This is a genomic window from Sulfobacillus thermosulfidooxidans, assembly GCF_001280565.1.
In the GTDB taxonomy this organism is placed as follows: Bacteria; Bacillota; Sulfobacillia; order Sulfobacillales; family Sulfobacillaceae; genus Sulfobacillus; species Sulfobacillus thermosulfidooxidans_A.
Window position 1 is genome coordinate 1235994 of record NZ_LGRO01000001.1, and the last position, 14146, is coordinate 1250139.

Consider the following 14146-nt stretch of genomic DNA (forward strand, 5'->3'; position numbering starts at 1 on the left):
ACCCTCTAATCATTATGAGATTTGGTATTTCGTGAATGAAACGGTTCGGTCTATGGAAATTTTTTATGTAATTCACAACTAATTGGGATAGTTTATTTTTTAATTTTCGCTTGACCGTAACGCCTGTAATCGCTATATCGTTCATAGGGTCGTAAACTTATATAAATCATAATCAAGAGGATGAGAACGCATGAAACGGTGTGTCTTTGCCATTGCAACGGGTGCCGCGTTTATCATTGGGTCAGGACTTGGCGTGTTGGCTTCGCGAGATCATCACGCTCCCCGATCCGTCGCCGCCGGACCCGTTTCCCATTCTCCATCTACCTCTCCTTCTCCTTCGACGTCGCCGTCTCCTTCTTCTTCCTCGCCGTCGTCCAGTCCTCCATCATCCAGTTCTCAACAAGCTAGCGCGCCATCATCTAGTTCGATTTCTTATCAGACTATTCCTATCCAATTTAACGGCTCTACGTTCGGATCAATGGAGATCCCCACCAATTGGAATCCATCCCCTGTCGTTAACTTTGGGGGTGGATCTGGGGGTTCTTTGACCTGGACGAGTCCGTCCGGTGCGAATCGCGTAACGTTTCATTGGTCTGCCGCCTATGGTTCCAATCATAATGTACTCAATCAGAATTCGCCCTTTGATCCGAATGCCGCTCTGAATGCGGGATGTGGCATTACAACTAACTCAGACGCTCCTATTTATCCCTTCCGCTGTTCTTCTGGTGTGTGGGGTGAGGTCTATACAACGCCGTCCCAATCGGGTGCGGAATGGGTCAGTTTTTCGGGTCCGAATGTGGTCGTTCTCTCGAATATCTGGGGATCGGTTTCATTTTCTTCGTGAGGTGATGGTATGTCTCGCTCTTTATTCATGACCACTCTTGGAGTTCTCATAGGTCTAGTGATTTACATGGTTCCTTTTTTTTTCTCATTCTCCTTCCCCTCATCCTCATGCGCATGTTTCTCGTAATGATCCGTATGGTCCTCATCCTATTGCAGACTTATATCCTCGCCACGGTACTGCCCTCATCGATCAAGAAGCTGTTCTTCTTTCTTATTGCCCACCTTCCCAACAAGAAGCCTGGGTAGATAGTGGCAGGCCCCCGGTTTACTGGTCGCCTCAATTTCAGTATTACTATTTTGAGGAGTTTGGCGGGTCTCGAAATAATATCACGGATTCAGTGGTTTTAACACCAGATTTCGTTAGTATGCTCAATCCCTCCCCGTTCCCCGCATGGTATGGTCGTCCTTTTCAGTAATTCTTTTTACACTTGATTATTGACAGTTATAGCCGCAACATTCATTACCCGGTTGGGCAACGCATTGCGGATCATATAAATCACTTTGGCTAATCGCTTGGCACGGAACCAATAGTTTGGGTACCCACTTAAATATTGCGGGAGCCAGATCCAAAATGTCTGCGTAGAGCGTGTTAGGATCTAGCCCATTGGCCGGGGTCCGAATGGATCTCATTTCATGGATTGAATGAGGTGGTTCTGTCTCGGATTTTTAATTCCATTTCTTTTCTGAGTCAAGGAGAGTGATAGAATGTCTCGCTCAAATGTAGTGCTTCCTTTTCTTTTCGCCGTTTCTCTTATTGCGTATTTGTGGCCATTTTTCTTTCATTCCTCTCATCAGGCTTCCTCTCAGCCTTCTACGCCTTTATCCCATCCGATTCCTGGGTTATTCTCTCATTTGTCCTCGCCGCTCCTCAAAAAGGAAGCGACGTTGTTGTCTTACTGCCCTGCCAACCAACAATTAGCATGGATTACCGTTGGTCGACCGCCTCTCTATTACTCAGGAGCTGACAATCAATATTACTTTGGGACTCGCTATGATGCTTGGGTTGTTTTGACGCCCGATTTTTCATATTACAATCCCCCTCCTCCGGTTTCATGGTACGGACAACCATTACGTAGCCACTAACGGCTGCCGCGTTTCACATAAAACTTACCGATGCCAAAACCCGCCCTCGCCTCTTTGCATTGTCCTAGTAATTTCAACAGTTCAAAGAGTGAAGAATCACGGGCTCACGTATCACGTTGGAAATAGTGCAGCGTTGCCTCGCTGTATAAGGTGATGGCAGTCAAACCCATACTCCCAGAGGTCTCATAAGCAATTCAAAATTGCACTTCCTGATTGTCTTACCGGATTAAAATAATATAAGCGCATTTAAGGTACTCTCGTTTGGGACGGAATGGCGTCCCTGCTGTTGGTGTATTATGCCGGAATTCTAGAACAATCGTCGTTCCAATTGTTTTGTGCGCCCTATCCCACTTGCTGATGCATTGGTTGGTGCTTGTTAGTACACCTGTTATCTTCTTTGTGCAATCACGTTTGATCGTTGTACTCTGTTCAACACCCCGCAGTAATGGCGTTCTTATTGACCATTTTTGCGGAATTATCTCAACAGTTGAATGGCTTCGACCATGGCTATCGGCCAGACAGCCTATTTCTTTTGAGCCATGCTAACGGAATTTGATCGTGGGAATAAATCTTTCGACAACCAACGAGAAGCCCATGCTACTAGTGAGTACTAACCAAAAGGGGAATAATTTTTAGTGTATGCGTCGATGGTTATGGCGTCGTTTTCTTGGCAATTTTATTCTAACAGACTATACTTAGCTTATGCATATTTTTTGCATTTGATATAGAAACAACCTGGGAGGCTTGCAAATTTTGGACCGGAAACCTGTGGATAATGAGTTACACGCCAATGTCGTAGGGTTTTGGGGCCTGGTAAGTCAGAGCTTAGCGGGCATGGCACCGAGTTGTGACGTGGTGGCATTTATGACGGCGGGAGCGGCCTTTGCGTTAGTGGCACTACCGTTATCCTATTTGCTGGCTTTCGCCCTCATGTTTATTGAAGTGAATACGTTATACCATTTATCTAAGGACCGGGCATCTGCTGGTGGCTACTATAGCTATGTGTCGGCAGGATTGGGCCCTAAGGCATCATTACTTACCGGTTTTATGGTCATTTTTTATCAAACTCTCAGTGTAGCAGGCATTCCTGTCTATATTGGTGGAGTCTTCTTACCCGGTCTGGCAGCACGTTTGCACATCGTATTGCCGCACCAATTTTGGCTTTTTGCCATCTTATTTTTTATTGGCGTCCCTTGGCTCTTGGCCGTCATGGGTATTCGACCGAGTATCAAAGTGCTTGCCACAACCAGTCTTATCGAAATCAGTTTTCTGATCGTGGCGTCTATTATCATAATGATTAAGGCCGCACCCCCCACTCCCCTACGGCCCTTTGAAATTGGTTCTGTGGGTATTCGAGGCGTGTCATTGGGTATGGTCTTTGCTATTACTAGTTTTATTGGCATTGGCAGTCATAGTTCTCTGGGTGAAGAAACCAAAGCCGTTCAAACCCAGCGTGGACGCTTAATTGGAAAAGCTGCGTTAGTCTCTTTAACGCTGACGGGCGCCGCCTTAACGTTGTCAGCATATGCTTTAACTGTTGGTTGGGGAATGTTTCGCATGAATTCCTTTTCTACCGCCAATGCACCCGGTGTGACCGTTTTTTTCCGGTATTTAGGACCGATTGGTGCCGCATCCTTAGTCATTTTAGCTCTTAATAGTGCCTTAGCGGATAGCATTGCGCTATTAACAAGTTCCTCTCGAGTTCTTTACGCCATTGGGCGAGATGAACTCATCCACACCGGTTTTGCGCAAGTTAATGGGCGCCGAGCCCCAGCTCGCAGCGTAAGCGTCCTGGCCGGATTTGCTGTGTTTACGGGAATAGGTATTGCCTCATGGCTTGGTCCCAGCACAGCCTTCAATGTCATGACGACGGCCGTATTATTTGGTTTAGTCTCCGCCCACACGCTTATGAATATTTCATTAATGAGGCTGTTTCGCAAAGAACATCAACAATCACATTTTCTTCAACATGTTGTGCTCCCCATTTTGGCTATTGTTCTGTTCTGGTGGGTGCTTTATGAGTCGGTTTGGCCTATCGCCTATCCTTTAAGCCTTTCGGCCGTTATTTGGCTTTTGGTCCTGATTCCTTCCGTAATTTACATTGTCAAAGTCAGTAGACGTGTGACCTCTGCCCAAAAACATCGTTTGGGATTGCCCGCTCCTGCAGCACCTAAGAAACCAAAATGACTGCCAACTATTTCATAACATTTCTTAGGGTTTCTTTGCACTCTTCTTGACCCGTATGAGTTGTTCTCCTTCTCGGAAGCTAGGAGTCTTCTGATATGCATAGATGGCGATGTGCTGGGTTTCAGGCAAAAAGCTCCACGTCAAGATCGTGCCAATAGCCGCCATAGCCCCAAAGAAAATAAGTCCCGCGCCAGGTCCCCACAACGCTGATAAAAAACTATAGCCCAATACCCCGGCAATTCCTCCGAGTCTGCCACTAGACTCCGCAATCGCTTGGGCAGAGGCGCGAATTTCTGTCGGCATGCGCTCGGCTGTGGTAATAACTGTTGTCTTGTCAGGACCTACGGCACCTGCCGCATATGCCAAGACTAACAATATCCATGCCACCCCGACTAAAGCCTGATCATGTCCTATATCTCCGTGCACTGCTACCAATAACATACCCAAAACAAGCAACGCAAACGCCCGACCCCAAAAACCCCATAATTGCAGAGGGCGTCTTCCCACCCGGTCAATCATCCATACTGTTATAAGCGCTGCAGGAATGGTTACAGCTTTGACTATAACACTGTGCCATGCGGCTAAAGAGATGCTCGTGCCAAATATGCTGACAAACATCCAGGGAAGAAAAATGGTAAGGCCTTGATCACTGACTTGATAGCTCAACCAGATGAGGGCTGATAGGCTTACGATCTTGCGATACTGGGGAACGCTTAAAATATGAATCACATCATGCCATGAAGCGGCCCGGTGCAATGCCCATTCCAGTGATTCCGGTAGGAACCGACGCCACCATAATATGGGGATCACCAATAGAGCGCCAAATGCTAACGGTATACGCCATCCCCCTGGATAATTAATCGTTAAAGCGCCGAGACCATAGGCAAAAAGCATGCCAAAGTTAGCGGCCCATAATGCCCACGCCATGATTCTTCCTCGGTCCTTTTGACCGATATATTCGACAAGATAGGGAAAAACTACGGCATATTCCGCTCCGACAGCAAGCCCCACAATCATTCGGCTGAGAATCAACCACGTCAAATCAGGACTGACAGCACTTAACACAGAGGCGATGCCGTATGCCAAAAAATCCACCAGCAAAATTAAGCGGCGTCCCACGTAGTCGGCAGCAAATCCCGCTAATAAACTCCCAAGCATCATGCCAATAAAAGCTGACGAACCTAACAATGCCATACCAGAGGATGATACATGCCAAATTTGTACAACTTTCGGCAAAGCTACGGAAATAGCGGCCACGTCATAAGTGCCAATAAACACCCCGGCGCTCACCGCAATAATAACACGACGGTTACTATCCACGTCCATCCCTCACCTTCTTACTCTCCATATTATAGATGATAATGCTTCTCATTATCAAAAGAATAAGATGCCGACTTTTCCTCATTGAAGAAAAAGCCGGCATGTTCTTCAGCTTATTTATCCAGGGGCTTGGTTTGGACTAGGGATTCACCCCAAACTTGCCATCCCTCACTCATTGAGTCAACCATTCTTCAAGTTGCTTAGGATTCAGGCAATAACGTCCCCAACCGTGAGGGCCTCGCCCAAAGGCCGGATTTTTGTAGGTTCCAATACCTGTCAAGACGCCTAAGGCATCTGGGAAACTTTGATGGTAAGTCCAAATATTCATAGTGACAACAGTTGGAATACCCGCTTGTCTTGCAGCCATTAAACCGACGGCAGAGTCTTCAAAGGCCACGGCCTCATCTGGAGCCACTCCTAAGCGCTGTAAACATTCGTGGTAAACGCACGGATGCGGTTTTTTCTGTACCACATGATCGCCGGCTACGACGACCGGAAAAATCTTCCGCCACTGCGGACCAAAATGTGTTATCAGCAACGCCTCGACATTGGCATATTGCGTCGTCGTTGCTATCGCCACCGGAATATGCTGTTCGTAACACGCCGAAATTAGGGATCGAACGCCAATACGGAGTGGAATAGCGCCGGCCCGAACTCTTTGAATAAAAAGCGATGTCTTGACCTGGTGGATTTCAGCAATTTGCGCAGCGGACAGGGGAACCCGTTCGGGATGCAGCATTTGATAATAGGCTAAACGTTCTTGTCCTCCGGGTATTTTTAACAACTCTCGATACAATGATATGGACCACCTAAATGGCAACTTCCACTGTTGAAATACATGATTAAATGCCCACAGATGGCCATCTAATTCAGTGTCTGCCAAAGTGCCGTCGACATCAAATATCACACTTTTAAGAACCATAAGGCATCACTCTATCCCTGTGATCATGCCGTCATCACCGACATGAACCCGGTATGCCGCAGGATCTTTAGGCAATCCTGGCATACGAATCATATCTCCTGCTAATGGCACAATATACCCCGCCCCACGAGCAATATCGATATCACGTATCGTCACACGAAATCCTTCAGGGCGTCCAAGAAGTTTGGGGTTGTCACTTAAAGAGTATTGAGTTTTGGCAATGCACACCCGCAAATGGTCTTCTCCCCAAGTATGCAAACGATCCAATGTTTTTAAGGCGGCTGGGGCGTAATCCACGCCGATTCCCCCATAAATTGAGGTAACAATTTTTTCGATTTTCTCTTCTAATGATTCGGTCTCTTCGTAAAGCGGAGCGAAGTGACTGTTCGATTCATCCAACTGCTGCATCACCAGGTGTGCTAGATGTTCTCCTCCGAATCCTCCCTGCCCAAAAACATCAGCCAAGGCCGCAGGAACACCCTGATCAGCTAACTCTTTCAGTAACCACTCGATTTCTTCAGGGGTATCCGCAGGAAACTGATTAATTGCCACCACCATCGGCAGTCCAAAATGACGCAAATTCTCAAGGTGCTTATTCAAATTGGCCATACCCGCATGTAATGCGTGCAAATTAGGGCGATTAATCTCTTTTAATGATTGTCCACCGTGATAGCGGAGAGCACGCAAGGTCACGACCACTACAGCCAGGTCCGGCGACAAATTCGCTTCAGGAGCTTTAATGTCAAGAAATTTTTCTGCCCCCAAATCCGCTCCAAAACCAGCCTCTGTAATAACCACGTCCGAGAATCGCAAACCCGCTTCTGTGGCCACAATGCTATTACATCCGTGTGCAATATTGGCAAAAGGACCACCGTGCATAATAACGGGCGTCTGTTCACGCGTTTGAACCAAATTGGGCATCATAGCCTCATCCAAAATAGCAGTCAATGCATCCTCAGCACCAAGATCAGCCACAGTAATCATATCATGGCCTTGACTCGCAATGACCATTTTACTAAGCCGTGTTTTAAGGTCCGCTAAATCACGGGCCAAGGTCAGAACGGCCATTACTTCGGAGGCTGCTGTAATATCAAAGCCGGTTTCGCGCACCACACCTTGTCCCGGTCCGCCAAGTCCGACAATGACATGGCGTAAAGCGCGGTCATTGACATCTAGAACACGTTTCCATAAAACGCGCTTAGGATCCAGTTGAAGACGACTGCCGTGGAATAATTCATTGTCAATGAGGGCCGCTAAAAGATTATGGGCGGCTGTAATCGCATGAAAGTCACCAGTAAAATGAAGATTGATGGCGGTCGAGGGTTCCACCCGGGATGCGCCTCCACCTGTTGCACCGCCTTTCATACCAAAAGTTGGTCCCATAGAAGGTTCACGCAGCACGGCTGTAGCGTTAACGCCTATCCGGTGAAGCGCTTGAGATAAACCTACAGACATGGTTGTTTTGCCTTCTCCTGCGGGCGTCGGATTGATCGAGGTGACCAGGACTAATTTCGCACGACGGGGTTGTTGATAAACAATGTCCAATGGAATTTTGGCTTTAAACGTACCATATTGGATAATGTCGGATACGGATAATCCGATTTTCGTAGCAATTTCGGTAATCGGCTTCAAATCTTGACTCATCATCACTAATCGGCCCCTATATGCTGTATTTAACACCACCGTTACTATACCCTAAGATGGCAATCGTTGACGAATTCTTGTAAGGAGAGCACTTTTAAATTTGCGGTGTCTTGGTCGGTGCGTGCGGTTAGGTCTTTCTAAAATGGGAATAATGACGCAAGATGCCATAATGAAGAGGTTCACGACATGGCAAAGGAGGTCATAGCGCATGCTAACTCTAGATTTATCCGTCCTCATTGCTGCCATTGTGAATGCCTTGGCTCATGAAAGTGCGCACGGCATCGTCGCTCGTCACCTGGGTGGTCATTGGGTAGGCCTTCGTTGGCGTTCTGGCCGCTTATCGACGGCGATTGATATGACGGGTCTTAATGTGAAGGCCCATCGCCAAATTGCCATGGCAGGAGTTCTGGTCGACTTGGCGATGGCCCTCGTATCCAGTTTATTGTGGTTCCACTATGGCTTATCATGGGCCAAAGGACCAGTTATATGGACCAGTATCAGCGCGTGCATTAATGGATGTCCACTGATTCCCCACTCGGATGGCTGGCAGATAATTTTTGGAGGACGCCGTCTCGCCAATCCCAAGGGTTAATATGTTCTTCGGGGAGTAATTGATGCAATAAAGGCTCGTGATTTACGAACCGTTGCACATTATCTAAGGCTCCCTTAATCATTTTCAGTAACGCTTGGCGGGTTACACCAGATACATGGGGGGAAAAGAGAACCCGATGGCGAATAAGCTCAGGCAGATGCAATAAAGGACTATTGGGATCAATAGGCTCGGATTCAAACACATCTAATGCTGCCCCGGCAATTTTTTGATCAATAAGAGCCTGCGCCAAGGCCTTTTCATCTACTACGGGTCCCCGTCCCACGTTAATCACAATAGCTGTTGGCTTCATCATGTCGAATTGTGCACTCGAGGCTAAGTGGTACGTATCCTCAGTCAAAGGCACAGTCAACACAACAATATCCGATGATCGCCAAATATCCTCCGCCGATACATATTGAACCCCATATTGACGTTCCCAATCCGGCACAGGATGTCTTTGATGATAGAGAACGTGTACATCAAAGGGCAGTGACAATCGCGCTAACGCTTTCCCAATATACCCAAAACCATAAATACCCAGGGTCAATCCGTTGAGATCACGAATTTGTCCTGTAAGATATTGGCGTTCCGAAAACCGGGCTTGTGTGACCATCTGATGGGCAGCTCCCATATTTCTCAGCAAATACATGGCGGACATTAAAACATGTTCTGCCACAGCATGAGCATTATGACCTGGATTATGAGCTGCCACAATTCCCCGTTTTCGTAATTCTGCCATGTCCAGATTGTTATATCCCGACCCAAGGGTCTGAACAAATTGAAGATGACGCCAGGGTGTTAAAGTATGACTATTAACTGGATTGCCGGCGGCAATCATGCAAACGGCCTGATCATAAATTCCCACCCTTTGTGACGCCGCAATATCATCCACAAACCGAACATCCAATAGCGGAAAATGGCTGACCATTTGCCGGATGAGAGGTTGTTGGGCGAAAGAGATGACCAAGGGTCGGTTTTGTTCGCGGTAAGTCATTAACCACTCGCCTCACAATCATTTATCATGGCTCGATTGTAGCATCTTTTCCCTTGGTCTCTTGCACAATCTCAATTAGAGAGATTTGCCGATTAGCTGATGCATGGCCTCAGTCAATTTCGGTTCTTGATGCGCTTTGAACGTTTCATGAATCAATTCTTTGAGTTGTTTTTCGTCCAACGTACCAACATATTCGAGATTGCCTAATTCGAGGTCATGATCCTTATTGTCATTATCCACTAAAATGCTATGGACTTCGAAGTTTGGAAATTTTCCCGTAAACCGGAACTCTTTAATTTTCATCACATGCCATACCTCCTTTTTACTTTTAGCTTGGCTCCTGGGACAGCGATTATGCAAAAGCTGGCCGTGACCTATCCGCGAATGATACACTATCGATATCTTAAGGAGGGCCGCAAACTCACGAGAATGGCTGAACCTTATTCCGTCGGGCATCGGATACGATTTTATCGCGAACACTTGGGATGGTCACAAACACAATTAGCACGCAAAGTTGCACTATCACAAAAACAGCTTTCGCGGATTGAACAATCCCAAGTCATGGACTTATCCCGTGATTTGGTCATTCTTATTGGACGAGCGTTAAAACAGCCACTCATCAATGGCGAGTTGAATCAATGGCTGTATCATTTCGGTTATCGCGGTTATGTTGAACCTTTGTTGGATTTACCGGACGAATACCGTTTATGGCTATCCCGTTTTGATCCCTTTCCTGCCGCCCTTTTAGATATCGGGTGGTTTCTTAGGGATTGGAACATGACGATGGCGCGTCTTTTTCAGGTGCCACAGGGAGCCTTACAGGGTCTGGAACGAAATTTAATTGTGCAATTATTTGCTCCCGATGCTCTTTTGGCCGAACAGTGGCCAAAAGAATTGTTGACACGGATGTTGCATCGTCTCCTCGTACAATGGCAACCCTATGAAAATGAACCCTGGCTTACCCGCTTAAAAGACGATATTTCTCGGCGAACAAAGATACCGTGGGAGACACTGATTAATACCTATTGCCAGGCGCTAATGGGAACTATTCCGTCCACATCTGAAGTCGTCGTTCTAAGAGCTCATGATGATCATCGGATTTTGCGTTTTCGTTCCAATTTGGTGCCTGTTCCTAATCGCCCTGATCTGATTATTACGCATTACTATCCGATTGATGTGGTCACAGAAAAATGGTGTTGGCAAGACTTTAGCGGGTAGATGACGGTCAGATTGTCAAAAGCTTTCGTGCGAAAAATCAAGGCATTTAGAACAAGGAGATATATATCCATGTTTCTTGATCCCCAACAAGAAAAAACCGTGATGGACAGTCTTTCAACATTACCGAATCCGGTAATTCTTACCGTACACAGCGAGCAATGGGAAAGTGCAAAAACGCAAGCTACCCTCGACTTGGTTAATTATACCGTGAGTCTCATGCCCCAAAAAATTATGCGCCAACTGGCTACGACCGATCAGGCACAAGTTTTTGATCCCACTGTGACTATTAGCAATGGCCTAGGCCGTACCTTTGGCATCCAATTTGTGGGAGCGCCTAGTGGCATGGAATATGCTGCTTTTATTGAATCCATTGCCGCATTTAGCCGGCTTTCACCGCCTGATCACCCGTCATGGGAACGTCTACTGCATGAAATCCAGCGACCGGTGATGGCTAAAATCTTTGTCTCTCCGACGTGAACCCGGTGTCCCCATGTCGTGAACATGGCCATTGCATTTGCTATCCGGCAACCCTTGATCCATGCTCAAATCATTCAAGTGGAAGACTTTCCCGAGTTGGCACAAAAACACCACGTTATGGGAGTTCCCACAACGTGGTGCGAACCCGGACCCTATGTCTTTACCGGTACGGTATCTCCAGAATATTTCGCGGCTTACCTCATTCAAGCATCGATGTCTGCGTCTCCTTAACGGTCACAGGCACGGTGCGAGAGAAACCCGCTCCGATGGCGCCGGCCACCACAATCAATCCTCCCTCTAATTGTGTGGCACTTAATGTCTCATGTAACAATAGTACAGCCAGCAAGGCTGTAAAAACGGGAAGTAAATTCATGTAAGGCGCCGCTGTGCCACTGCCAAGCCGGTTAACTCCTGCACTCCACATCATAAATGCTACCACCGATGCCATGGTACTCACATATAACAGAGCTAAGCTACTGTTTATGCTCAACGTCACCGGATGAGTAGACAAATTCCATATGCCCAACAACGCAGAGGGAATTGCTCCCCACACCGCTGCCCCTGTAGTTAACACCAAGGGAGAAAATCGGTAACGGTAACGTCTGCCCAGCGCCGTATAAATTCCCCACGACAATGCAGCAAAAATCAGTATAACGGCCCCAAAAATGCTGCCCGTTTGAGTACTAGCCCCTCCACCTAGCAACAAGATTTCACCACCAATCGAGACCGCGACCATTAGCCATTGCCACAAGCGGACTTTGTCCCGTGCAATGACAAACCCGGCAACCAGGACCGCAAGCGGTGTAAATCCTGACAGTAAACCCGCTTCTCCCGCAGGCACCATCGTTAATCCCCAATAAGTTAAACTCGAAAACAAAAACATACCAATAAAGCCTAAAAGCAAGAAGGCTTTCCATTCCTGTAGCAAGGGCACAATTTCACCGCGTTTCCGGACGATGAGCCATAAGACGACCGCCGAAATAATCCAGCGGACGCCATTGAGGGTAAATGGCCCCATGCTAAAACGTAAAACCCGACCGGCTAAATAATTACCGGCCCATAAAATATTAGCCATAATCAAATAAAGAATAAATTTCCACCGCATTATTCAGCCACCTTATGGCGTACATAAACGCGCCGAATACCTGAATGCCAGACTTCAACAGGAGGCCCTCCCGGATTCACATACACTTCTCCGGTCGGTTCGTAACCTGGTGGAGGGTCATCTAAAACGCGTTCATAACGTGCTTTCCATCCTATCGTGAAGGCCAAAAAGACGATGCCGACAGGCACCAAATAGTACCCGATTTGAGGTACCCCAATAGCAAAAAAAATGATTCCGCCCACAATGGCCAAGGCCCCAGCGCCGCGGACAATAATTTGATCAACAAACATGTCGCTTTGGTCCACCTTTCTGCATGATATGCCATGTCATGCCGTTACTTGACAACTTTCCCGGGCCATTTCATCATGCCCCCCACCATATTGCGAACGGTGAAGCCTTCAGCACGCAATAACCGGGCTGCTTGTGCACTCCGGCGACCTGAGTGGCACACGGTGATGATGGTGGCATCCTTTTTCAATTCATGCAGGCGCTTATTTAACTCCATCAAAGGAATCAATTGGGCTCCTTTTATATGACCACTACGGTACTCATGCTGTTGGCGAACATCGAGGATGACAACCTTCTCACCTTGTTCGAGTAACGCGATCACTTCTTCGGGCATTATCGTAGCGGGGACACGGGGTGTTGTATTTTCCCGACGCTTGCCGATGAGCCATTCTAACATGTCCATCCATCCTTTCTTTCCGGTATTCCATCTGCTCTTTCGCTATGAAATCTTTAAATATCATTGTATCATTCAAGCAAGCGACTTTTAACCGCTCCTATCATTGAAAAAATCCATCGCCATGTCCATGACCATGGAAAATGCTGCTGAGATAATTACGCCCTGTATCCGGCGCAAGAGCCACGATTAAAGCGCCGGGATTTAATTCCCGAGCAATCTTTAAGGCAACATGTACCATAGCTCCCGAAGAACCTCCCGCCAAAATTCCTTCCTCCCGCGCTAATCGCCTTGTCATGTCAAAAGCTTCTTCGTCAGAGACCGCTATCCAGCGGTCAACCACACGCATGTCCAGGGTTTGGGGATAATAATCCTCCCCCATACCTTCTAACTTAAATGGTGCTACAGGCCCCGTAAAAATCGAACCGACCGGATCCGCACCAATTACTAAGATGTTCGGATCTTTTTCTTTCAAATAGCGCCCAATGCCTGTAATCGTTCCACCAGTACCCGCTCCAGCCACAACGGCACGCACCTGTCCTTCAGTTTGTTCCCAAATCTCAGGACCAGTCGATAAATAATGGGCATGGGGATTGGCCTCTTGTTCAAACTGGCCCATATAACATCCCCCTGGAATTTCTTCTGCTAACCGTTTTGCCACATTTTGGTAGTTGTTTTCGTCGTCACGACCAACATCTGGGACAATTTTCACTTCGGCTCCGTAAGCTTTAAGAATCGCAATTTTATCTGCGCTCATCTTATCTGGCACAACAAACAAGGCGCGGTAGCCCTTGACGGCTGCCACCATTGCTAAAGCAATGCCTGTGTTACCCGCGGTGGCTTCGATTACGGTTCCCCCGGGTTTTAGGCGGTGTTCTCGTTCTGCCACCTCGATTAACGCCGGCGCAATGCGGTCTTTAATGCTACCTCCAGGATTTACGGCTTCAAATTTAATGGCAATACGAACGCCATTCTCCGGTACGATCCGTTGTAATGCGATCAGGGGCGTATGCCCTATCGCCCCGAGGATATTCGGTAAGATGCTGCCCTTATCAGGCATGTGTTGATTTCCCCCTTCA

At 47.4% G+C, this 14146-nt stretch carries 15 protein-coding genes and 1 pseudogene; 7 read left to right on the plus strand and 9 right to left on the minus strand.

Features of this window, described 5'->3' with window-relative positions; all coding sequences use genetic code 11:
• Positions 1–190 precede the first annotated feature (190 nt).
• The 3 genes from AOA63_RS06285 to AOA63_RS06295 all read left to right on the plus strand — a co-directional run bounded on the left by AOA63_RS06285 (position 191) and on the right by AOA63_RS06295 (position 4113).
• Positions 191–844: a hypothetical protein gene (locus tag AOA63_RS06285; protein ID WP_053958898.1), complete on the plus strand. Its 654-nt coding sequence runs from the start codon at positions 191–193 to the stop codon at positions 842–844.
• A gap of 704 nt (positions 845–1548) precedes the next feature.
• On the plus strand, positions 1549–1926 hold the full coding sequence (locus AOA63_RS06290) for a hypothetical protein (RefSeq protein ID WP_053958899.1): 378 nt from the start codon (positions 1549–1551) through the stop codon (positions 1924–1926).
• A gap of 753 nt (positions 1927–2679) precedes the next feature.
• Positions 2680–4113, plus strand: a complete 1434-nt coding sequence (locus AOA63_RS06295; RefSeq protein WP_053958900.1) for an APC family permease — start codon at positions 2680–2682, stop codon at positions 4111–4113.
• A 24-nt stretch (positions 4114–4137) separates the two neighbouring features.
• On the opposite strand, the gene AOA63_RS06300 is transcribed toward AOA63_RS06295, so the two are convergent.
• From AOA63_RS06300 to AOA63_RS06310, 3 genes are all read right to left on the minus strand, one after another.
• Positions 4138–5439, minus strand: a complete 1302-nt coding sequence (locus AOA63_RS06300; protein ID WP_053958901.1) for an MFS transporter — start codon at positions 5437–5439, stop codon at positions 4138–4140.
• 166 nt (positions 5440–5605) lie between these two features.
• Positions 5606–6355 (minus strand): HAD-IA family hydrolase, encoded by a 750-nt coding sequence (locus tag AOA63_RS06305; RefSeq protein ID WP_053958902.1) that lies wholly within the window; start codon positions 6353–6355, stop codon positions 5606–5608.
• A gap of 6 nt (positions 6356–6361) precedes the next feature.
• The gene (locus AOA63_RS06310) at positions 6362–8002 is read right to left on the minus strand and encodes a formate--tetrahydrofolate ligase (protein ID WP_171822627.1); all 1641 of its coding nucleotides are present in this window, start codon (positions 8000–8002) and stop codon (positions 6362–6364) included.
• 205 nt (positions 8003–8207) lie between these two features.
• Between AOA63_RS06310 and AOA63_RS18865 the strand changes: the two genes are divergently transcribed.
• Entirely contained in the window at positions 8208–8591 is a 384-nt protein-coding gene (locus AOA63_RS18865; protein WP_082343789.1) for a hypothetical protein, read from the plus strand.
• Here the strand turns inward: AOA63_RS18865 and AOA63_RS06315 are convergent.
• The gene (locus tag AOA63_RS06315; RefSeq protein WP_053958903.1) at positions 8509–9585 is read right to left on the minus strand and encodes a 2-hydroxyacid dehydrogenase; all 1077 of its coding nucleotides are present in this window, start codon (positions 9583–9585) and stop codon (positions 8509–8511) included. The genes AOA63_RS18865 and AOA63_RS06315 overlap by 83 nt on opposite strands.
• A 75-nt stretch (positions 9586–9660) precedes the next feature.
• Entirely contained in the window at positions 9661–9891 is a 231-nt protein-coding gene (locus AOA63_RS19710; protein ID WP_053958904.1) for a hypothetical protein, read from the minus strand.
• A 123-nt stretch (positions 9892–10014) separates the two neighbouring features.
• On the opposite strand from AOA63_RS19710, the gene AOA63_RS06325 reads away from it, so the two are divergent.
• The 3 genes and pseudogenes from AOA63_RS06325 to AOA63_RS18870 all read left to right on the plus strand — a co-directional run.
• Complete coding sequence (locus tag AOA63_RS06325; protein ID WP_053958905.1) at positions 10015–10803, plus strand: helix-turn-helix domain-containing protein; 789 nt, start codon at positions 10015–10017, stop codon at positions 10801–10803.
• A 69-nt stretch (positions 10804–10872) separates the two neighbouring features.
• Positions 10873–11280: a hypothetical protein gene (locus AOA63_RS06330; protein ID WP_053958906.1), complete on the plus strand. Its 408-nt coding sequence runs from the start codon at positions 10873–10875 to the stop codon at positions 11278–11280.
• A 15-nt stretch (positions 11281–11295) separates the two neighbouring features.
• Positions 11296–11511 (plus strand): annotated as a pseudogene (locus tag AOA63_RS18870) (thioredoxin family protein); the annotation flags it as partial.
• On the opposite strand, the gene AOA63_RS06335 reads toward AOA63_RS18870, so the two are convergent.
• The 4 genes from AOA63_RS06335 to AOA63_RS06350 all read right to left on the minus strand — a co-directional run bounded on the left by AOA63_RS06335 (position 11480) and on the right by AOA63_RS06350 (position 14127).
• On the minus strand, positions 11480–12385 hold the full coding sequence (locus AOA63_RS06335; RefSeq protein ID WP_053958907.1) for a DMT family transporter: 906 nt from the start codon (positions 12383–12385) through the stop codon (positions 11480–11482). The pseudogene AOA63_RS18870 and the gene AOA63_RS06335 sit on opposite strands and share 32 nt — an antisense overlap.
• On the minus strand, positions 12385–12675 hold the full coding sequence (locus tag AOA63_RS06340; protein ID WP_053958908.1) for a hypothetical protein: 291 nt from the start codon (positions 12673–12675) through the stop codon (positions 12385–12387). The genes AOA63_RS06335 and AOA63_RS06340 overlap by 1 nt, the downstream gene beginning before the upstream one ends.
• Before the next feature lie 44 nt (positions 12676–12719).
• The gene (locus tag AOA63_RS06345; protein ID WP_053958909.1) at positions 12720–13070 is read right to left on the minus strand and encodes a rhodanese-like domain-containing protein; all 351 of its coding nucleotides are present in this window, start codon (positions 13068–13070) and stop codon (positions 12720–12722) included.
• 100 nt (positions 13071–13170) lie between these two features.
• Complete coding sequence (locus tag AOA63_RS06350; protein ID WP_053958910.1) at positions 13171–14127, minus strand: PLP-dependent cysteine synthase family protein; 957 nt, start codon at positions 14125–14127, stop codon at positions 13171–13173.
• Positions 14128–14146 lie beyond the last annotated feature (19 nt).

Bases quoted from the DNA above. Each gene is read 5' to 3' on its own strand.
- AOA63_RS06350 (WP_053958910.1), bottom strand. From the start codon at position 14,127: ATGCCTGATAAGGGCAGCATCTTACCGAATATCCTCGGGGCGATAGGG.
- AOA63_RS06340 (WP_053958908.1), bottom strand. From the start codon at position 12,675: ATGTTTGTTGATCAAATTATTGTCCGCGGCGCTGGGGCCTTGGCCATT.
- AOA63_RS06310 (WP_171822627.1), bottom strand. From the start codon at position 8,002: ATGATGAGTCAAGATTTGAAGCCGATTACCGAAATTGCTACGAAAATC.
- AOA63_RS06345 (WP_053958909.1), bottom strand. From the start codon at position 13,070: ATGTTAGAATGGCTCATCGGCAAGCGTCGGGAAAATACAACACCCCGT.
- AOA63_RS06330 (WP_053958906.1), top strand. From the start codon at position 10,873: ATGTTTCTTGATCCCCAACAAGAAAAAACCGTGATGGACAGTCTTTCA.
- AOA63_RS06285 (WP_053958898.1), top strand. From the start codon at position 191: ATGAAACGGTGTGTCTTTGCCATTGCAACGGGTGCCGCGTTTATCATT.
- AOA63_RS06300 (WP_053958901.1), bottom strand. From the start codon at position 5,439: ATGGACGTGGATAGTAACCGTCGTGTTATTATTGCGGTGAGCGCCGGG.
- AOA63_RS06290 (WP_053958899.1), top strand. From the start codon at position 1,549: ATGTCTCGCTCAAATGTAGTGCTTCCTTTTCTTTTCGCCGTTTCTCTT.
- AOA63_RS06325 (WP_053958905.1), top strand. From the start codon at position 10,015: ATGGCTGAACCTTATTCCGTCGGGCATCGGATACGATTTTATCGCGAA.
- AOA63_RS06305 (WP_053958902.1), bottom strand. From the start codon at position 6,355: ATGGTTCTTAAAAGTGTGATATTTGATGTCGACGGCACTTTGGCAGAC.
- AOA63_RS18865 (WP_082343789.1), top strand. From the start codon at position 8,208: ATGCTAACTCTAGATTTATCCGTCCTCATTGCTGCCATTGTGAATGCC.
- AOA63_RS06335 (WP_053958907.1), bottom strand. From the start codon at position 12,385: ATGCGGTGGAAATTTATTCTTTATTTGATTATGGCTAATATTTTATGG.
- AOA63_RS06315 (WP_053958903.1), bottom strand. From the start codon at position 9,585: ATGACTTACCGCGAACAAAACCGACCCTTGGTCATCTCTTTCGCCCAA.